Below are 20,170 nucleotides of genomic sequence, written 5' to 3' on the forward strand. Positions count from 1 at the left end.
TGGTCGAGCTGTTCCTGTCGCGCCCGCTGGTGACGGTGCCGCTCGGGGCCAAACTGTTGAAAGTCACGCCCAAGGCCATCGACCTGATGCTGGCCCAGCTCGGCGGCGCCCTGCCGCGCGAGCTCACCGGCCGGACCCGCTACCGCGCCTGGGGCATCGTGTAGAGACAGCGCAGCTCAACCAGCGCACCCGAATGCCAGTGTCTTGCGAGTTCATCTGGGGCGAGCGAGTATGTCCTTAGCAACTGGGGTAGCCGGACGTCGATGATCGAAACCCTTATCATTGCTGATGACCTGACTGGTGCTGCAGATTGCGCTGTTTCTTGCGTCACGGCGGGTGCCCACACAGTGGTTCTCCTCAATGCAAAGGCAGATCCGGGCGGTGCAACTGCTGTCTCAGTCGATGTGAACTCCCGGGCCATGATGGCCCAGGAGGCCGGAACTGCCGTTACGGGAGCTGTCCAGCACCTCTACAGCAAGAGCACACGCATACTGTATCATAAGATCGACTCGACTCTGCGCGGCAACTGGCCGTCGGAGCTTGCTCATATCCGCCAAGCCGTAACTAATGTGCTGGGGCATGCGCCTCTTGTGATCGTTGCACCCGCTTTCCCCGGAGCGGGACGCGCGACGATTGACGGTCAGGTGTTCGTCAACGGCAATCCGCTCGGGAACACAGACCTCTGGAAGCAGGCGGGCCTGACAGGTTCCGGCGATCTGCGGGCTATCCTTGAGGATGTGGGGTTTAGGGTCGGGATGGTCACTCTCGAGCAGGTCGCGCTCGGGTCAGAGGCACTCAAGGCGCGCCTCGCAAAGTGGGCAGATGCCGGGTGCGATGCTGTCGTATGCGATGCTCAGACCGAGGACGACCTGCTCGCTGTTGCGGCCGCAATCCTCATGCTTCCTGGAAAGCCGCTGTGGGTCGGGTCTGCCGGCCTGATGCGGGCTCTTGTCAGGGCAGGGGAGGGGGAGGTCGTTCCCTCATCCGCCCCAGTATGGGCAGCGGCTGGAAGGCCCATCCTCGTTGTTGTGGGCAGTGCATCCAGTGTGTCACGCACGCAGTTCGATGCGCTGACGGAGGAGCAGGGCGTCAGATCCCTGACCATTCTGCCGTCCGCTCTGCGGGAGAGCAGTGCCCAAGAGCAGGTGCAGCCCTATGCCCAAGCACTCGATGCGGCTCTGGCATCGGGGGCAGACGTCGCGGTCACGATTGGGGGTGAGGAAGTCATCTTTCAGGACGGGCCACAGTTGGCAGCAGCACTGGCCGAACTGATCGCCCCGCACCTGTCCCGGGTTGGTGGGCTTATTGTGACCGGTGGCGAGACGGCACGGGCTATCCTGGATCGAGCCGGCATATCAGGCTTGAGGATGCAGGGCGAGATCGAGCCCGGAGCGCCCATCGGAGCATCGATTGGTGATATTACTATCCCGGTGATCACAAAGGCTGGGGCCTTCGGCGATGCTGCGACTTTGAAACGGTGCCGCGCGTTCCTGCGAGGCGATCCGAGCAATCATTCCAATTCTGCAAAGAGCGGGTAATGTAGGCACCTGGCCTGGGGGTGCATGGATGATTCAGCCTATCATTGCAATCACAATGGGCGATGCGGCCGGCGTCGGCCCCGAGATCATCATGAAGGCGCTTGCTCATCGGGAGGTCTACGAGCGCTGTAAGCCTCTGATTATCGGAGATGCCAACCGCCTGCGGCAGGCGGGCGAGATCCTCGGCTCCTCATTGAAAGTTCGAACTGTGTCAGGTCCGAACGAAACCGTGTTCGAGTATGGGTCGGTTGATTGCATTGATCTCGGTCTGATCCCCGGCAATCTACCGTGGGGCAAGCTATCTCCGCTCGCGGGCGATGCGGCATTCCGGTACATCGAGCAGGCGGTCGCATTGGCCTCAGCGAACGAGGTTGACGCCATTTGTACGGCCCCGCTCAACAAGGAGGCGCTCCACGCGGGAGGGCATCCCTTCCCAGGCCATACCGAGATCCTGGCGGCGCTGACGCATACGCCGGAAGTCTCGATGATGCTGATGACACCGAAGCTGCGCGTCATCCACGTGACCACCCACATTGGCCTGATCGATGCCATCGCAAAGATCGAGCCGGGACTGGTCGAACGGACCATCCTGCGCGGGCACGAGGCTCTTGTGCACTCGGGGATCGCCAGCCCCCGCATCGGCGTGTGCGGGATCAATCCGCATGCTGGCGAAAACGGCCTGTTCGGCCATGGTGAAGAGGAGCAGAAGATTGAGCCAGCCGTGCAGGCACTCCAGGCGGGCGGCATCCATGTGGAAGGCCCTCTTCCGGCTGACACCCTGTTCTTCCGCGCCCAGCGCGGCGACTTTGATCTGGTGGTCGCCATGTACCATGACCAGGGCCATGGCCCGGTCAAGGTTCTTGGGATTGAGGAAGGCGTCAATGTCACCGTGGGGCTGCCCGTGATCCGCACGTCAGTGGACCATGGCACGGCCTTTGATATCGCTGGAACGGGCCGGGCTGATGAGCGGAGCATGCTCGAGGCTCTCAAACAGGCCATTCTTTTGGCTCCGCAGCATGTTACCCCTGCCTGAAGGTTTCTGATGTTGCAGGAGCGGCTGACGAGGTTTCGTGGTGCAATCAGCCATGTGCGCCGCCGGCTCGTGGCTGGCCGACCTTATCCGCTCTCGTATGGGCTCAACGCTCGGCGCGCCGCATCGCAGCACCGCGCCGGAGAAGTGTGTTACTTAGTTCCCTGCGGCCGCATCACACCCTTTTCATCCCGCCGCAACGGGGCCGACTGCTTTGGTAGGGGAGCGCCGGGAGCATCGGCGACGGTGAGGCCGTGCGGCCAGTCCGATGGAGCAATGGCCACATAGCGGGCATAGCCTCCCGTGCCGCCGAGCGGCTTCGCAAACCCGATGGTGATTAGCGCGCCCGCCTCAGGCACCTTGTCGAGATTGGCTACGCCTTCGGCCTGGGCAAAATGGTTGTGCAGCAGCCATGATTCGCCTTCAAGGGTTGGCGTCGTATCGGTGTCGAGCGGCTCATGGCCATGGAACAGGATCTTGCGCTCGAGGTGCAGGAACTTGAGCGCATCGAGGCTCACGCCCGGATGGGGCTTTGCCGCAAAACGCGTTGTGTCGTTCCAGCCCTTGTACCAGTCCGAGCGGACCATCACGACGGCACCTTCCGGAACCTGTCCGTTGCGGCTCTCCCAATCCCGGATATCCTGCACACTCAGGTGATAGTTCGGGTCTGCGGCCACTTTCTCGTGGATGGGGATCACCACGAGCGGGCGCACCGCATAGGTGGGCGGAAGGTCGCTGATCGTCGCCCCATACTCATCCCAGTGGGCTGGCGGGTCGAGCTGCGTGCCATACTGGTCGGTGGTAAAAGTGTAGCTGGTGGCGACGAAGCCGTGCTTGTCGTAGGTATATTCCTCGCCTTTCTTCACGTAGCCCGGAATGTCGGCTCCTGCCGTGGTCGGCTTGAACTCGGCCTGACCAAAACCCGGCCAGACCGGTTGAACGGGTGCGAAGGCATGGGTGAGGTCGATATGCTTGGCACCTTTGAGGCTTTGCTCGTAGACCGACCACAATCCAGTCTGCTGCTGGGCTGGTTGCTGCCCAAAGGCAGCCGGAGAAAAGGCCGTGCTGACGAGCAGAGCGGCGGCTAGAAGGGACTTCGTCATCGTGATGCATCCTCTCGGGCTGACAGGTGCGATCATTCATGGTCGCAAGACGCCATTCAACCGCAAATCAGCTGTGTGCGGACTAAAGAAGCGCATGTGCCTGACAATAGAATGGGCAGTGCGTTGAAATATTGGGTGGGCCTCGGCACCGGTTGACTTCGCGTCCCCAAGCCTCTCTGATCGTTCATCATGATCGTGCCTTCGTCGGGCAAGAGCCTTCCTGTGGAGTGTCATGTCGACTTCCAGCAACACGGCCCCGAGTGCCGGACCGCGCCCCCCTGAATTTGCAACTTGGATGAAGCAGGGCAACAACATTACCCAGCAGTTTCTTTCCTTCGGTCGTCGCCCTGGCCCGATCGTGCTCTCTGGAGGGCTGCCTGCCCCCGAACTTTATCCAATCTCAGATGTGCAGGAGGCCGCACGTGATGCTCTCGAAAAGCACGGGAGTGCAGCTCTTGGGTATGGAGCCGTGGAGGGCTTGTTCGATCTGCGAGAGGCCATTGCGCACCGTCTCTCAACCGATCGCCTGTCACTCGCGCCTGAGAACGTTCTGATCACAACCGGATCGCTGCAGGCCGTGGAGCTCATCGGCAAAGCTCTTATCGATCCTGGCGATGCGATCCTGGCCGAGTATCCAACATATCTCGGTGCATTGGATGCCTGGCTCCCACGCCTGCCGCGCTATGCCGAGTTGCCCCACGAGGCACCCTGGCCGGAGGCGAAATTCGCATATGTGGTGCCGAATTTCTCGAATCCGACGGGAGCGGTTCTGAAGCGCAAGGCTCGTGAAGCCCTGCTTTCCCGGTCCGCGGAGAGCGGTATCTGGCTGGTCGAGGACGACCCTTATGGAGAGCTCCGATATGAAGGAGGCGTGCAGCCCTCCCTTCTGGAGATGAGTGCGGTACCAGGAACTGCTATCTATGAGGGTTCCGTGGTGCATCTCGGGACGCTGTCCAAGACCATCGCCCCTGGGCTTCGCGTCGGATGGGCAGTCTGTGCACCCGACATGATCCGTGCGCTCGCACAGGCGAAGCAGGGCTCCGACCTCAGCACGAGCACGTTCTGCCAGGCGGTCGCGCTGGAGCTCATCCGCAAGGACGCAGACCGACGCCACGTCCCGACACTCATCGATGCGTACCGCGAGCGCCGGGACGCCCTGTGTGCGGCCGCGCAGGAGCATTTGGCTGACCTGTTCGAATGGAGCGTGCCGGAGGGCGGCATGTTCGTGTGGATGACGGCACGCCAGCCCGGGCTCGACACGTACGCTCTCCTTCCATTCGCTCTGGAGGCTGGCGTATCCTTCGTGCCCGGAAGTGTCTTCGACTCCCGTGGTCTGGTCAGTCCGAGCCTACGCCTGAACTTCACCGCCAACCCTCCCGATATCCTGCAGGAGGGTGTCCGTCGCCTGAGCCGGGCCGCCCGGGAGTTTGCGTCCCGTCAGGCGGCAGCAGAATAAGAGTGAAACATGCCGACACGACTTTTCCAGCCTGAGGGCACACGCCTGCCGACATCCCTCATTGACGAGTGGCGCAAGATCCCGGCAGCCGTAGTGGCGGATCTGCTGCGTGGCACGGGGCACGTTGATGCCGGAATCCGACCGCTGCGCCGCTTTGGTACAAAATCGTGGCTCGTCGGGAGTGCAATCACAGCGCGGTGCGACGGGGCCGATTACGGGGCCGTCCACCACGCGATCGATGTGGCCCAGGCCGGTGACGTCGTTGTCGTCGATGCGGGCGGGCGCAGCGATGCGGCGATGATCGGCGAACTCCTGAGCGGATCCGCACGTCGCAAGGGGATTGCTGGCGTCATCGTCGATGGTGCCGTGCGCGATGCCGGAATGCTGTCCGAATGGGCGGATTTCGCGATATTCTCCCGTTGGGTGACGCCCCGCGGGCCCTCCTCGATGGAGCTCGGCTCAGTCAACGAGTCAATCTCATTTGGAGGCATCCCAGTCTCGCCCTTCGATCTGATCATCGGGGACGACGACGGCCTCGTGATTGTGCCGCGTGGAAGGGCCGAGGAGTTGCTTACGCCAGCTCTTGCGCGGATCAAGGCTGAGGTGGAGTGGGAGGCTGTGCTCGCAACCGGCAAGAGCACGATTGAAGTATTCAATGTACCCAAGGCCGAGGAAGCCTAGTGAGAGCGCTGCCCCTTTCTAGTTTTCACCGTGAGCTGAGCCCTTGTCTTTTTACTTAGAAGCAGGCTGCAGCTTCGTTAACGCAGGTGGCGAACCTCTGCCTCTGACCCAGCTTATCGCTGGAAGCGTTCGCTCCGATCCATGCTCATCTAGGGACCCTCTGACTTTTAATCAGAGGGTCCTGGGTTCGAGTCCCAGCGCGCTCACCACATCAAACCCTTAACCGGCAAGGGCTCTATCGCTTTATTGTGTCTGCGGTCGTGCAGCTATTTCTCTCCCGGGTAACACCACGGGTAACGGCAGACGAAACTCGCGCAATCCGCACGAACATCGACCCACTTTGCTCTGGGCAGCCAAAGGTCCGCAATTTCGTGATAGGCGGACCATTATTCGGCCACGCTTAAAGACCGTACCTGACCCACTCCGGACCTTCCCAGATCAGTTCTCCCATTCGTGTCCATGTTCCGAAACGTCCTTGATCGGAATTGCGCAGATTATCTTCTCACCAGCGCGGGGCTCCGGCGGCTCGACCCGGTCGAAGTTCATCGACACGGTGATGAGCAGTCCCGCTAACAATATTGGTTCTGCCTCGACCGTGATCTCCCGGTGTCGCCAGTCAGCTGTTTACAAGCATAACCTGGCAGAGCTAGTAGAGACGGGCAGACTAGGATCACTCCAATTATGTCACCCGAGCCAATCCGGCCGCCTAGAATGATGAGGTGCCTCAGTACTGAACCACATTGATGTGACTTGTTGCTGACTTTAGTTCGCAAGACGCCACGTCTCAACCACTCATCTGTTGGAGCCCAATGGCTCTAGGTAAACATAGATATTATGACATTACTTGTCGTTCCTTCCCGCAATGCTTGCGCCAAGAGAGAGAGCGCTTTCTAATTTTGATGCCGCCAGTTTCAGGATTTTAATCCGATCCGGCATAAAACTGTCCATAATCCGTTGTAGCGGCCCAGTTATGCCGAGTGCGTGGAGTACCTGTCCATTGGACTGCTTAATTGGGACTGCGAGTGCGGCAAGCCCTTCATCGATTTCACCGATACAAGTTGCATAGTTGTGCTCGCGTACTTTCGCGAATTCGTTCTTGATCCAAGCTGCATCGGTACGGGTGTTAGCTGTGAACTCCGGTAACGTTCCGCTTAAGACCTGCTCGATAAGTCCATTACTCTGGAAAGCCATGATCGCTTTCGCAGTTGCCGCTGCATGCGGCAGCATCTCGATGCCCGGCTGGACATAACCGCGCCACCGCACTTCGGGTGATACCGATACCGCGACCAAAACCCGATGTCCGACAAGGCGGGTGAGGTAACAGGTCTCACCGGAGGTTTCGACAAGCTCCTGAAGGTGAGGTCTTGCGAGGGCCGTGATCCAGCCTTCATCGGCAGCGGCATGCAGAAGGCGCCCGAGTCGTGGCCCAAGGTTATATACCCTATTGCGCCCTCGCCCACTGTGAACCAGATCGGCTCGCTCCAAGCCCTTGAGGAGGCGGTGCACTGTTGTCTTGGGCAGGTCCAGAATCGTCGCAGCATCGGCCAGTGTGAGCGCGCCCTGAAAGGCTGCGACAAGTTCGAGAACCGACATGTAGCGACCAAGCGGGCCTTCGGAATCAGAGTCGGAGTGCGTATCCGTCAATGACGGGATCTCCATTAGCAGATCGTCTTCAGGCATCTTTTTGTTCTCAACCAGAGCATTGACAGGCCTTAAGGGCATATCTAGCATCATTACGAATATCGGCACAACGTACCGAAAAACGGAATTAACCGCAAGAGTTAGATGCTGATATCGGCGGAGCGGTGCCGTCCGCCTGTTGCCGTGTCCAATCGAGCATCCAAGGGAACAGAGATGAAGCTTACAAAACGAGATATCTTGAAGTTCACAGTCGCGGTGTCCGTGCTGACTGCCGTTCCGGCCATAGCTCAGAATGGGCCGATTGTGATCGGCGCGACCGTTCCGACGACCGGGCCGCTCTCCCTGACGGGAAAGCAATACTTCAACTCGCTGAAGATGGCTGAAGAGGACATCAACAGGGCTGGCGGCATCAATGGCCGACAGATCAAGATCGTCTTTGAAGACACGCAAGCCTCCAATAGCACGGCGGTGAATGCGTTTGTGAAACTAGTGCAGGAAGAGAAGCCTGCCTTCGTGTTCCTGTCGAGCTATTCGACCCAGAACATCGCCGTTGCTCCTGAGGTGAAGAAGAGCGGAATTCCGGTGATGTATGCTGGTGGAGCGGATGCGGTGTCGGATGCCGGCAATGAGTGGATGTTCCGCATTCGCCCGGCCGACAGCCTTGCCGCCGCCGGCATGGTGCAGTTCGCCAAGGGGAACCTGAAGGCTACGAAGCCGGGCATACTCTATATCCAGAATGACTTCGGACAAGGCGGTGCGCAGGTGGCGGCAAAGCAGTTCGAGGCTGCCGGATCTCCCGTCGTTGGAATGGAAGCCTATGGGCAGAACGACAAGGATTTTTCTGCTCAGATGCTGAGCCTGCGGCAGAAGGGTGCTGATACCATCCTGGCTTTTGTCTACCCTCAGGACGGAGCGATGCTGCTCCGCCAGGCGAAGATGCTGGGCTTGAAGATGCCTATCGTGGCATCTTCGGCAGCCTTCGTTCCCGCTGCCCTGCAACTCCTGTCTCCGTCGGATCTCGATAACGTCTCCGGCGTCGTCGATGCCTTTGTAGATACGAGCGCCGGCGAGCGCATGAAGGATTTCATCGATCGCTATAAGGAAAAGTTCAGCATGGAGGCCGATCCTTACGGCCTTGCCTATTACGATGGTGCCATGCTGATGGCGGAAGGTATGCGCAAGGCTGGCACGGACCCCAAGGCTCTGCGTGACTGGCTTGCCACCGTGAAGGACTGGCCTGGTATAGGCCATGCCTACACCTTCGACGCAAAGGGCAACGGGGTTTCCGATCTCGCGGTCGTTCGGGCCAAGCCCGGCACCAAGTCACTTGAGCTTGTTCAGCCCATCAAGCTGAACTGATCCGACTTTCCGGACTGATCGATTGGTCGGCTCGGCGCCACTCTGCCGAGCCGGCTTCATCCCCGCGAAATGCCGAAAAGGGCTTCCATGGCCGACTTCATCCAACTTTCCATCAATGGCTTGGCGCTGGGCAGTGTTTATGCGCTGGCAGCGATCGGGTTCGTCATTGTCTATTCCGCGACCGGCGTCGTGAATTTCGCATCCGGGCAGTTCGTGATGCTCGGAACCTTCGCAGGCGTCGCCATGCTGATCAATGGCGGCCTGCCATGGCCGGTGGGTTATGTTGGCGCGCTTGCTGCCATGGCGCTCTTCGGCGCGCTCTTCTTTCTAGTCGTCTACCTGCCGCTGCGCTCGAGCCCCGTCGTGACGATCATCATCGGGACCGTCGCGGTGGGTATCGCACTTCAGAACGCTGCCCAGTTAACCTTCGGTTCCTGGCCCTTCCGTCTCCAGTCTCCTTTCGAAGGAATGACGATTGAGATCGCGGGTGCGGTCATCACGGTTCATGCGGTTGCCGTCGTAGTGGGAACGGGAATTCTGATCGGCCTTCTATGGCTTCTGCTTCATCGCACCACCATCGGCATCGGAATGCGCGCAGTGGCCCAGGATGTGAAGGCAGCTCGTCTCATGGGGCTGCGCGTGAACGGGCTTCTTGCTTTCTCCTGGGTGCTCGCGGCGCTTCTCGCCGGCATCGCGGGCCTCATGCTCGGGCCAATGTGGTTTGCCGACGTAAACATGGGGGATCCCATTGCGCTCAAGGCCTTCGCGGCCACCATCATCGGCGGCTTCGGCAGTCTGCCCGGCGCGATTGCTGGTGGTCTCTTCGTCGGCCTCACGGAGGTGCTCGGCGCTTCCTACCTATCGTCGGCCTACAAGGATCTGATCGCATTCGGGGCCATGATCGCCTTCCTGCTCGTCCGCCCGCAGGGGATCTTCGGCGAGCGCATCCAGGATAGGGGCTAGTCGAATGTCCATACGCACTCTCCTTGGCCTCGTCGCCATCCTTGTTATCGGTGGGGCGCTCTCGCTGGTGCTCTCCGATTACAGTCTTCGCCTGATGAACCTCGCGGTTGTTTCGGCGGTCGCGGTAATCGGCCTCAACTTTGCATTCGGCTATTCCGGCCTCATCTCCCTCGGCCATTCTGCCTTTGCCGGCCTCAGCGCTTATTGCGTCGCCATTCTGACAACAAAACTGGGCTTGTCTCCTTGGGTTGCCATGCCCGTCGCCATCATCGCCACCGCGTTGTCGGCAGCGCTGATCGGCTATCCGCTGCTTCGCCTGAAAGGGCATTATCTCGCCTTGGCGACCCTCGGCTTCAATGTCAGCTTCACCATCGTCGCCATCAACTGGCTTGATCTGACGGGCGGCACGAATGGCATCGCCGGGATTCCTCACCTCAGCGTCGCCGGGTATGAATTGTCTGACGAGCGCAGCTTTCTGTGGTTCGCGCTCATCAGCCTGACCCTCGTTGCCGCTGCGGCCGCAGCAATTCACCGTTCCCGCCACGGACGGGCGATGATCGCCGTGCGTGACGACGAGATCGCCGCGGCCATGGCCGGGATCGACGTGACGGGCGTGAAGGTCGCCGCCTTCACACTCGCAGGCACATGCGCTGCAATCGCCGGATGCCTATTTGCCACGCATATTCGCTTCGTCGCGCCGGAGGACTTCAACTACGCCCATTCGATTACATACCTCGCTATGCTGATCGTCGGCGGGGAGGGCTCCATCGCCGGTGCGATCATCGGCGCGGTCGTTCTCACTTTCCTGCCGGAATGGCTGCGCGTCCTGGGCGATGCCTACCTTCTCTTCTTCGGCCTGATGATGCTGGTGATCCTCGTCATCCTGCCGACCGGCATCGTAGGCTTGGTCAGGCGCATCTCCTTGAAGCGTCGCTCCCCTGGCGATGAGACCACCAATGTGCCCGCACGCGCTGGAGCTCATTCATGACGATCCTGCACACGAAAGCGATTTCCAAGCGTTACGGTGGGCTACAAGCGCTCTCTGAGGTCAACATGACCGTCAATGCCGGCGAATTCCTGGCGGTGATCGGTCCCAATGGAGCCGGCAAATCCACCCTGCTGAATGTCCTCACCGGACTGACCATGCCGACGGAAGGAAAGATCTGGCTCGACGGCAAGGACGTCACGCGATGGGCAACGCATGCCCGCATCCGCAGCGGCCTCGGGCGGACATTCCAGCATGGCCGCCTGTTCGAGCGCCTCTCTGCCGTCGAAAACGTCATGACGGGAGCCGCCGTGCGCAAGGGGCGTAGCGAGAAGGAGTTGCAGGAGTTCGCCATGTCGATCCTTCACCGAATGGGGCTCAGCGGCGTTGCCCGTCACCAGATCTCGTCGATGTCTTACGGACAGAGGCGAATGGTGGAGCTGTGCCGGACCCTGGCCTGCGAGCCGCGCGTGCTGCTTCTCGACGAACCTGCTGCGGGCCTCAATTCCGGCGAGGTGGAGCTCCTCATGGAGCGCCTCACCGCTCTTCGAGCCGAGCACCAGCTCGCCGTCGTCCTGATCGAGCACAACATGGGCATGGTCATGCGCCTTGCAGAGCGCATCGTCGTGCTGAACTTCGGGTGCATGATCGCCGAAGGTACGCCTGCGGAAGTGCAGACCAACCCTGCCGTTCTGGCAGCCTACCTTGGCGAGGGGTATTCCCATGCTGACGTGTAACGACCTGACAGTGGCCTATGGCGACATCGTTGCCCTGCACGGCGTGAACATCACGGTCAAAGCCGGGGAGACGGTTGCCCTGATCGGGGCGAACGGCGCAGGTAAAACCACGCTGCTCCAGACCATATCCGGTCTCAACAAGGTGAAGTCCGGTGATATCGTTTTCGAGAGTAGTTCACTCGCCACGATCCCCAGCGAGCGCCGGGTTCGTCTTGGGATTGCCCATGCGCCCGAGGGACGCCGGATCTTTCCGGGTCTGACGGTTGAGGAAAACCTGTCACTTGCAACCGCGCCCTGGCGCCGCTGGAGCCAGTCCATTGCTGATGATCTTGGCCGCGTGTTCGATCTTTTTCCTCGCCTGAAGGAACGTCGCCGCCAGCTTGGATGGTCTCTGTCCGGTGGTGAGCAGCAGATGCTCGCCATCGGCAGGGCGCTGATGGCTCGTCCCCGCATCCTGCTGCTCGACGAGCCCTCACTTGGTCTCGCTCCGCGCCTCGCAGAGGAGGTCTACGAGAGGGTCAAGCTCATCGGGGAAGCCGGCATGACCATTCTGGTCGTGGAGCAGAATACGGTTCTCGCACTCGCCGTGGCCAACCGCGGCTATGTTCTCGAGACGGGCCGCGTGGTTCTCGAAGGAGCGGCGAAGGATCTCAAACAAAATTCGCGTGTTCGCGAAGCCTATCTCGGCCGCTAGCGCAAAAGGAGTTGATCAATGACTTATCCGGATTCATCGGTTCGTTCCAAGGCGCTGCATGAGCGCGCCAAGAAGAGCCTGCCGGGCGGCAACACCCGCACGACGGTCTACATGAAGCCATTCCCAATTTACGCATCCCACGGCGAAGGGTGCCGCGTATGGGATGTAGATGGCGCTTCACGCATCGACTGCATCAACAACTTCACTTCGTTGATCCACGGACATGCTCATCCGACCCTGAACGAGGCTGCGACGAAGCAACTGGCCCTAGGCTCCGCCTTCGGAATGCCGACGGAATCCGAGATCGACCTGGCCGAACTTCTCGCAAGCCGGCTTCCCTCGGTCGATCAGGTTCGCTTCGCGAATTCCGGCACCGAAGCGGTCATGATAGCGCTGAAGGCGGCGCGCGCTTTCACCGGGCGCCCGAAGATTGCCAAGTGCGAGGGGGCATACCATGGCTCCTATGACTATGCTGAGGTCAGCCTCGATCCTACCCCGGAAGCCTGGGGCCGCAACGCGCCTGTGTCGGTGGCATACGCAAAGGGAACGCCGGAGAACGTTCTCGCTGATGTGGTGTCGATCCCGTTCAACGATATTGACGCTGCCGTGAGCCTCATCCGCGAGCATGGCCCGAGCCTCGCCTGCGTGCTCGTCGATCCCATGCCCAACCGCGCGGGACTGGCGCCTGCCGACAAGGCATATCTTCAGGCTCTGCGCGAGGTTACGCGCGAGGTCGGCGCCCTCCTTGTTTTCGACGAGGTGATCACGTTCCGCCTCGGCTATCACGGTGCTCAGGGGCTGTGGGACATCGAACCCGACCTTACGACCCTCGGCAAGATCATCGGAGGCGGCTTCCCGGTCGGCGCCATCGGTGGACGTGATGAGGTGATGGCCGTGTTCGACCCGAGCGCCGGAAAGCCCGCACTGCCGCATGGCGGCACGTTCTCGGCCAATCCCGTGACCATGCGCGCCGGATTGGCGGCGATGGAACTCCTCGACGAGGCAGCCTTCACCCGTCTCGATGCGATGGGCGAGGCCGTGCGCTCGGGGATCAACGAGGCCTTCAGGCGGCAGAATATCCCAGGCGGCGCCGTCGGCCTCGGCTCGCTCCTGAAGATCCATTTCACCGACAAGACGGTTAGGGATTATCGGTCAGCCTATATGGGCGAAGCAGAGTCCCGCCGCCTTGCCGCGTTCAATCTCAACCTGCTCAACAACGGCGTCCTCGCGGCGAGTTATGGCCTCATGGCCCTCTCGACGCCGATGTCCGATGCGGATGTTCAGGAAATCGTTTCGGCCGTCTCGAAGTCGCTGGAGGCACTGGCGTCTACAGCCTGATCGCGAACGGACTGTATTACTGAAAACGTTTGAACACGATCCACTCAGCCAAGTTCTGAGGGCGGAAAAGCTCTGTCCCTATGACGAGGAAGTCAACCATGTCGACAAATGTCGATCCCATCACACGCTCGGTGGTCCAGCACCGCTTCAGTTCGATTGTCGCCGAGATGGGCGAAGCGATGCTGCGGACCTCCTATTCGCAGATTCTGAACTCAAGCCGCGATTTCTCCCTCGCGATCTGCGACACGAAATGCCGCCTCGTCGCCCAGGCGGACCACATTCCCGTCCATGTCGGCGCGTTGCCCTGGGCTGCTCTCGCCGTTGAAGAACGTTTCCAGGACATCCGCCCGGGCGATGTGTTCCTGCTGAACGATCCCTACCACGGCGGCAGCCACTTGCCAGACCTGACGGCGTTCGTTCCGGTGTTCGATGGCGAGCGCCGCCTGTTCTGGACCATCGTGCGTGCGCACCAGAGCGATATCGGAGGCGCGACACACGGCGCCTATAACCCGAAAGCGACCGAAATCTGGCAGGAAGGTCTCAGGATTCCGCCGATCAGGCTCTACGAGGCCGGCAAGCCGCGCGAAGATCTTCTCGATATGCTGGCTCTTAACGTGCGCAATCCGCGCGACTTCCGGGGCGATCTCGCGGCAATGGTCGGAGCCGCGCATCTCGGCGAGCGCCGCTTGGCGAAGCTCTTCGGCGAATTCAGCTCGGAGCTTGTCGAGGAAGCGATCGAGATGATCTTAGATGCCGCCGAGCAGCAGGCGCGCGCCGTCGTCTCGACGTGGAAGGATGGGGTCTTCTACGGCGAGGCTTTCCTCGACGATGACGGCTTCGGCCGGGAGAACATCCGCATCGCGGCGAAGGTGACGAAAAGCGGCAGCGATGTCGAGGTCGACCTTACCGAGTCCGACCCGCAGGCGATTAGCTTTGTCAACTCGTCCCATGCCAACATGCAGGCGGCGGTCGTCATGGCCTTCGCGTACCTGATCGATCCGGAGACGCCCAAGAACTCGGGCGCGTTGCGTCCGCTGAAGATCGTCGCGAAGCCGGGCACCATCGTTTGGGCAGACCCAGGGCGCCCTGTGACCCTGTGCACCAGCCACCCCTCGAACGAAATCGTCGAGGCGGTCGTCAAGGCGCTTGCCGCCTCGTGTCCCGACCGCGCAATGGCCGGCTGGAGTCGCCGCTTCCGCATCGCCATCCAGGGAGAGGATCCGCGCACCGGACGCGAGTTCATTTGGCACATGTTCCACGCCAGGCCCGGCGGCGGCGCATCCTCCGAGGGTGACGGCTGGTCATCCATTGGCGAGTGGCATACCGCTGGCGGCATCAAGTTCGGCAGCATCGAAGTGGCGGAAGCCCGCTTTCCGCTTCACTTCCGGCATCACGAATTCCGGGCTGGCTCCGGCGGCGAAGGACAATATCGCGGTGGGCTCGGTGTAGCCCTCGATCTCGTCGTGGAGACCGCAAAACCCGTACGCGCCAACACCGCCGGCGACGGCGCGCGGCATGGTGCCTGCGGTCTGCTGGGTGGAAAGGATGGCGAGCCCCATCACTATCACCTCCTGTCAGAGGGGCATGCTCCCCGCGAACTGAAGACGAAGGAAGTCGGCATCGAGATCAGGCCGGGCGATGTGCTCGAAATCCGCTCAAGTGGCGGCGGCGGCTGGGGGCCACCTGAGAAGCGAAGCGAGGAGGCGCGCAAACGCGATCTCCAGGAAGGACTTATCAATACCGTCGAGAGCGGAGTGAAAGCATCATGACAACGCTTACCATTGGTGTCGACGTCGGAGGCACCTTCACGGATCTGGTCGCGATCGACGAGAGCGGCAACACCATCTTCGCGAAGTCTCCATCGACCCCTGCCGACCAGTCGATCGGCGTGATGACCGGCCTCGAGGAACTGGCACGCCGTCTTGAATCGCCACTGGCTGACATGCTCGGACGGACAGGCCGCTTCGTGCATGGAACGACCGTGGCGACCAACGCTCTTCTGGAGCGCAAGGGCGCGAAAGTGGCTCTTCTTACGACGGAGGGGCATCGCGATGTTCTGGAAATGCGCGAGGGTCTGAAAGGCAACCGCTACGATCTGCGCTCGCCGCCGCCTGAACCGCTCGTGCCGCGGCATCGCCGCTTCGGCGTGCGTGAGCGCCTGCGTCCGGACGGATCGGTGATGACACCACTCGACCAGGACTCCCTGGGCGAGGCCATTGAGGCGATTAGGCAGTCCGGCGCAACGGCCGTCGCGGTCTGCTACCTTCATGCCTACCGGAACCCGCAGCACGAGATCGAGACCGTCGAGCGGCTTCAGCGGGAGCTGCCGGATGTCTATGTCTCGCGCTCCAGCGACGTGCTGCCCCAGATCAAGGAATATGAGCGCGTCTCGACGACGGTCGTGAATGCCTATGTCGGCCCTGCCGTCCGGCGCTATCTCAATAATCTCGAGCGGCGACTCGCCGATGGAGGGTTCTCCGGCAACCTGTTCATCATCCTCTCGCATGGCGGCATGGCTCCTGTCGAAGAGGCGGCAAGGCTCGCATCCGGAACGGTTTTGTCCGGTCCCGCCGGCGGCATCGCCGGCTCGCGTCGCTGCGCCGATCTTCTCGGCGTTGCCGATCTCATCCCCTTCGACATGGGCGGAACAAGCACCGACATCTCCCTCATCGCAGGCGGGCAGGCAGTGCTCTCGGCGGATGGTAGGCTTGCAGACCAGCGCATCGCGCTGCGCAGCCTTGACATTGCCAGTATCGGTGCCGGTGGCGGATCGATCGCGCGAGTGGATTCAGGCGGCACATTCAATGTGGGGCCGGAAAGCGCAGGCTCGGTGCCTGGGCCGGCCTGTTACGGCAACGGCGGCAAGATGCCCGCTGTGACCGATGCCAACCTGATCCTCGGCTATCTCGATGCCGACAACTTCCTTGGCGGACGGCGCAAGCTCGATCTCAAGGCCGCCCAAAACGTCGTGGACGAACTCGCAGCATCACTTGGGGTATCGAGTAGCGAAGCTGCCGCCGGCATTTACCGGCTCATCAACCTCAAGATGGCGGACGGCATCCGCATCATGACATTGAGGCGAGGGGTCGATCCAAGGAAGTTCGCGCTCCTCAGCTTCGGTGGAGCGGCGGGTCTCCATGCCATCGAGGTCGCGCGCGAACTCGACATCCCGCGTGTGGTCGTGCCGACGGTCGCTTCCGTCCTGTCGGCTTGGGGCATGCTCGCCAGCGACCTTCGTTACGAGGTGAGCCACACTCATATTGGCGCTGAGGCGCAGGCGGATTCCGAGCATATGCGTGCAGTGTTCGCCAGCCTTGAGAGGCAGGCGCTCGAGCGCCTGCAGGGTTGGTACAGCGGACCGCTTCGTATCGAGAGATCCGCCGAAATGCGGTACGGCGAGCAGATCTTCGAGATCGATGTGCCGTTGGATGATGTAGAATGGACGAGAAGCGATCTTATCGAGCAGATCCAGGAACGCTTCCACCAGAGGCATGAGGAACTCTATACCTATGCGTCTCGCGGCCAAGAAGTCGTCTTTGTTAATGCCCGTGTTGCCGCTATCGGCGTCGTGCCAAGTGCAACACAGCTCCACCCCTCGAGTTCGAGAACTGGGGGGACACCGGAGCCACATCGCAAGCGGAGAGCCTTCTTCGGCTCGTGGCGTGAAGTCCCAGTCTATCAGCTGGAGGCACTTGTCCCCGGCGATAGCATTGCTGGTCCAGCGATCCTAGAAGCTGAGACGACGACCGTGATTATCAACGAAGGTGACCGCGCCATTGTTAATGATCTTGGCTGGCTCGATATCCGCCTTCGCGGGTCAGGTGGCGAGCACCATTCGGAAAAATGGGCACTCGCCGATCTTGAAACTGCGGGCTAGGCTTTGAAACAGCTGAGGACCTCCAACCCTATGGCGGCGAACTCGGAAATCATCTGAGGGGGCCGAACAGCGGCAAACGTCTCCATCACCTGGAGGCTTTTCGCTAGGCTTCTATCATGTCGCGCTTGTGGACAGGCATCGTCTTCTCTGGTGCGATATCGCAACAAGCGTCTCCCTGTTTATTTCTTCGATACGCCGGAGGATGGTCTCATCCTCCGGCGGAAGAGGAGTCCTTCCGATGGACAAGACCATTGGTCATCTCGCCGAGGCCGTGGCGAAGATCGGTGACAGTGCAACCGTGATGATAGGCGGCTTTGGTGGCGCAGGTTCGCCGATCGAACTGATCCATGCGCTGATTGATCGCTTCCACGCGACCGGCAGCCCGAAGAATCTGACTGTCGTGAACAATAACGCAGGCAACGGCCATGTTGGCCTTGCGGCGCTGATCGAACACGGCATGGTGAGGAAGCTGATCTGTTCATTCCCGCGTTCGTCCGACCCGCGCGTCTTCACGGAGAAGTACCTAGCAGGCGAGATTGAACTGGAACTGGTGCCTCAAGGCACGCTCGCCGAGCGCATCCGCGCGGGCGGCGCTGGCATCCCGGCCTTCTATACGCCCACGGCCTATGGCACCCATCTGGCCGACGGCAAAGTGATCGCCGAATTTGACGGGCAGCCATATGTTCGGGAGCGCTGGCTCAAAGCCGATTTCGCGCTGATCAAGGCTCATGCCGGCGACCGACACGGCAACCTGACCTACAGCAAGGCCGCACGGAACTTCAACCCGCTCATGTGCATGGCGGCAGCGACCACGATCGTGCAGGTCAGCCGCATCGTCGAGCCCGGCGAGATCGATCCGGAGCATGTGGTCACTCCCGGCATCTTCGTGCAGGGCGTGGTCGAAGTGCCCGACCCGCAGCAGGAAGAAGTCCTCAACCGCGCCGGAGCGCATTATCCATGACCACAAAGCTGTCCAACGCTCAGATCGCTTGGCGCGCGGCCCAGGACATCGCAGACGGGACGTATGTCAATCTCGGCATCGGGTTTCCCGAGATGGTGGCCCAATACCAGCCGCCTGGACGCCAGGCGGTCTTTCACACGGAGAACGGCATCCTCAACTTCGGCGAATCGCCGGCCGAGGGGCACGAGGACTGGGACCTGATCAATGCCGGCAAGAAGGCCGTTACACTTAATGCCGGCGCCGCCTTCTTCCACCATGCCGACAGCTTCGCCATGGTGCGGGGCGGCCATCTCGACGTGGCGATCCTCGGCGCCTATCAGGTGGCGGAGAACGGCGATCTGGCGAATTGGAGCACCGGGCCCAAAGGTGTCCCGGCGGTCGGCGGAGCGATGGACCTCGTCCACGGCGCGAAACGTGTGGCCGTCATCACCGATCATGTGACCAAGGACGGCAAGCCCAAGCTGGTGAAGTGCTGCACCCTTCCTCTGACGGGCGTGGGCTGCGTCACGCGCGTCTATACCAGCCTGGCGGTTGTGGACATCAAAGGCAGGCGCTTCGTTCTGCGCGAGAAGTTGCCCACGCTCTCCCTGGAGGCGCTGCAGGCCCAAACCGGGGCCGAGCTTCTCATCGACGGCCCTGTGGCCGATCTAATCGTTCCGGAGTTGTGAGATAACCGAGGTTCTTATCCGCGACTATATCCTCACGCCTATCGGTCGTTTCGGCATGCTGTCGTCGTCGCACCAGTCCGCCCTTGCCAACCATGTCTACCGTCTACGAGCCACGGCGGCACCGACGTCTGCAGCGGGCGTGATCCCCTGAATTAAACAAAGTAGAACTTATCGTGTTCGCCTCAGGTTGCCGTGACATCATTATCGGCCCTCCTGGAGCGGCCCCGGCCTCAAACACGGTCGTGCCCATGAGCCGCCGCCACAGCACCGCCGCTCAATAGCTGGGTTTCGACTCCAGGGTCCTGCGGGTCAGCTGGTTGCCTATGGGCATCGTTTATTTCTGCGCGTGCCTTTGGCTCGCCAGCCAACTGGTTACGATCGTAGATCATCCCAGGGGCCAGATGGGCCGATTGATAATGCTCCCAGGCTGCTTCGGAGCCTAAGATAACAGGTCACTACGCACGGCGCCTGCCGCTGAACACCGTCGCTAACAGGAGCAATCCTTTTCAGGCTCTCCGTCCCATCCTCACACACCAGGGAACGGCCCAAGCTCATTGAGTTCGCACGCGATCTGCCGACGCGGCCTGCAGCTTACATCCAGGAGCGCAAGGAGCCCCGCAACCTCAGGGCGGATCATCTAAGGACGTGATCGAGCGAATGATCGACCTCTTGGTCGGACTGTGGAGGGGCCTGGCCACTGCCGATCCGGCGGGACATTTCCACCGAAGAGCTCGGAGATGTTCTTCCGGAACCGCCTCGCCAACAGGCTGAGATGGCAGACCGTGCTGATGCCTGGAAACCCTACGGATCCCATCAGGGTGCTGGAGGTCCGGCGCGCGGTCCTATTGAAGGTGGAAGACGCTGTCACGGACATCGTCGCTCCACTGGTGAAGGCGCAGCTCGCAAGACCACCGGATCAACAATCCTGACCGTGTGGCAGTTCGACCCAAACCTGGATCATCCCAGCCGTTAAGGTCCGATCGTGGCACGCCTGAGACGTATGCGTTTGGTCCGCTTCGACACTCAAGTGCCGACATTCATTGGGAAGGCTGGAACGTGAAATTTTGACCCGAAGCAGCCCTTCAACGTCGAAAATTCGGCCGGCTCCTAGTGGCTGACGTGACTCAAAACCAAGGCCC

The 20,170-nt window shown here is 61.1% G+C and carries 17 protein-coding genes; 15 read left to right on the plus strand and 2 right to left on the minus strand.

What is annotated here, in order from left to right; all coding sequences use genetic code 11:
• Window positions 1-14: 14 nt before the first annotated feature.
• From JQC81_RS28420 to pdxA, 3 genes are all read left to right on the plus strand, one after another.
• Window positions 15-164, plus strand: coding sequence for a helix-turn-helix domain-containing protein (locus tag JQC81_RS28420; protein ID WP_281400433.1), 150 nt, complete (start codon window positions 15-17; stop codon window positions 162-164).
• Between the two features lie 99 nt (window positions 165-263).
• On the plus strand, window positions 264-1,538 hold the full coding sequence (locus JQC81_RS28425; protein ID WP_203275149.1) for a four-carbon acid sugar kinase family protein: 1,275 nt from the start codon (window positions 264-266) through the stop codon (window positions 1,536-1,538).
• 28 nt (window positions 1,539-1,566) lie between these two features.
• Window positions 1,567-2,571, plus strand: a complete 1,005-nt coding sequence (gene pdxA / locus JQC81_RS28430; RefSeq protein ID WP_203275150.1) for a 4-hydroxythreonine-4-phosphate dehydrogenase PdxA — start codon at window positions 1,567-1,569, stop codon at window positions 2,569-2,571.
• Window positions 2,572-2,720: 149 nt separating this feature from the next.
• Here the strand turns inward: pdxA and JQC81_RS28435 are convergent, their stop codons facing one another.
• Window positions 2,721-3,671: a cyclase family protein gene (locus JQC81_RS28435; protein WP_203275151.1), complete on the minus strand. Its 951-nt coding sequence runs from the start codon at window positions 3,669-3,671 to the stop codon at window positions 2,721-2,723.
• Between the two features lie 232 nt (window positions 3,672-3,903).
• Between JQC81_RS28435 and JQC81_RS28440 the strand changes: the two genes are divergently transcribed.
• Together JQC81_RS28440 and JQC81_RS28445 are read left to right on the plus strand one after the other, a co-directional pair.
• Entirely contained in the window at window positions 3,904-5,127 is a 1,224-nt protein-coding gene (locus JQC81_RS28440) for an aminotransferase-like domain-containing protein (RefSeq protein ID WP_203275152.1), read from the plus strand.
• Window positions 5,128-5,136: 9 nt separating this feature from the next.
• Window positions 5,137-5,808 carry an RraA family protein gene (locus JQC81_RS28445; protein WP_203275153.1) on the plus strand — a complete coding sequence of 224 codons (672 nt, stop codon included), beginning with the start codon at window positions 5,137-5,139 and terminating at the stop codon, window positions 5,806-5,808.
• An 840-nt stretch (window positions 5,809-6,648) separates the two neighbouring features.
• On the opposite strand, the gene JQC81_RS28450 is transcribed toward JQC81_RS28445, so the two are convergent.
• Window positions 6,649-7,488 (minus strand): IclR family transcriptional regulator, encoded by an 840-nt coding sequence (locus tag JQC81_RS28450; protein WP_203275154.1) that lies wholly within the window; start codon window positions 7,486-7,488, stop codon window positions 6,649-6,651.
• A 198-nt stretch (window positions 7,489-7,686) separates the two neighbouring features.
• On the opposite strand from JQC81_RS28450, the gene JQC81_RS28455 reads away from it, so the two are divergent.
• From JQC81_RS28455 to JQC81_RS28500, 10 genes are all read left to right on the plus strand, one after another.
• On the plus strand, window positions 7,687-8,808 hold the full coding sequence (locus JQC81_RS28455; RefSeq protein WP_203275155.1) for an ABC transporter substrate-binding protein: 1,122 nt from the start codon (window positions 7,687-7,689) through the stop codon (window positions 8,806-8,808).
• A gap of 87 nt (window positions 8,809-8,895) precedes the next feature.
• Window positions 8,896-9,771 (plus strand): branched-chain amino acid ABC transporter permease, encoded by an 876-nt coding sequence (locus JQC81_RS28460; protein ID WP_203275156.1) that lies wholly within the window; start codon window positions 8,896-8,898, stop codon window positions 9,769-9,771.
• Between the two features lie 4 nt (window positions 9,772-9,775).
• A complete protein-coding gene (locus JQC81_RS28465) occupies window positions 9,776-10,759 on the plus strand; it encodes a branched-chain amino acid ABC transporter permease (protein WP_203275157.1) in 984 nt (327 codons plus the stop codon).
• Window positions 10,756-11,493, plus strand: a complete 738-nt coding sequence (locus JQC81_RS28470) for an ABC transporter ATP-binding protein (RefSeq protein ID WP_203275158.1) — start codon at window positions 10,756-10,758, stop codon at window positions 11,491-11,493. The genes JQC81_RS28465 and JQC81_RS28470 overlap by 4 nt, the downstream gene beginning before the upstream one ends.
• Window positions 11,480-12,187: an ABC transporter ATP-binding protein gene (locus tag JQC81_RS28475; RefSeq protein WP_203275159.1), complete on the plus strand. Its 708-nt coding sequence runs from the start codon at window positions 11,480-11,482 to the stop codon at window positions 12,185-12,187. The genes JQC81_RS28470 and JQC81_RS28475 overlap by 14 nt, the downstream gene beginning before the upstream one ends.
• 18 nt (window positions 12,188-12,205) lie before the next feature.
• Window positions 12,206-13,525, plus strand: a complete 1,320-nt coding sequence (locus tag JQC81_RS28480; protein ID WP_203275160.1) for an aspartate aminotransferase family protein — start codon at window positions 12,206-12,208, stop codon at window positions 13,523-13,525.
• 98 nt (window positions 13,526-13,623) lie between these two features.
• Window positions 13,624-15,294, plus strand: a complete 1,671-nt coding sequence (locus JQC81_RS28485; protein WP_203275161.1) for a hydantoinase B/oxoprolinase family protein — start codon at window positions 13,624-13,626, stop codon at window positions 15,292-15,294.
• Window positions 15,291-17,402 carry a hydantoinase/oxoprolinase family protein gene (locus JQC81_RS28490; RefSeq protein WP_203275162.1) on the plus strand — a complete coding sequence of 704 codons (2,112 nt, stop codon included), beginning with the start codon at window positions 15,291-15,293 and terminating at the stop codon, window positions 17,400-17,402. Before JQC81_RS28485 ends, JQC81_RS28490 begins: the two co-directional genes overlap by 4 nt.
• Window positions 17,403-17,640: 238 nt before the next feature.
• Window positions 17,641-18,363 carry a 3-oxoacid CoA-transferase subunit A gene (locus tag JQC81_RS28495; RefSeq protein ID WP_203275163.1) on the plus strand — a complete coding sequence of 241 codons (723 nt, stop codon included), beginning with the start codon at window positions 17,641-17,643 and terminating at the stop codon, window positions 18,361-18,363.
• Window positions 18,360-19,031 carry a 3-oxoacid CoA-transferase subunit B gene (locus JQC81_RS28500; protein WP_203275164.1) on the plus strand — a complete coding sequence of 224 codons (672 nt, stop codon included), beginning with the start codon at window positions 18,360-18,362 and terminating at the stop codon, window positions 19,029-19,031. Before JQC81_RS28495 ends, JQC81_RS28500 begins: the two co-directional genes overlap by 4 nt.
• Window positions 19,032-20,170: the final 1,139 nt, after the last annotated feature.

This window comes from Microvirga arabica (assembly GCF_016811235.1).
GTDB classification, from domain to species: domain Bacteria; phylum Pseudomonadota; class Alphaproteobacteria; order Rhizobiales; family Beijerinckiaceae; genus Microvirga; species Microvirga arabica.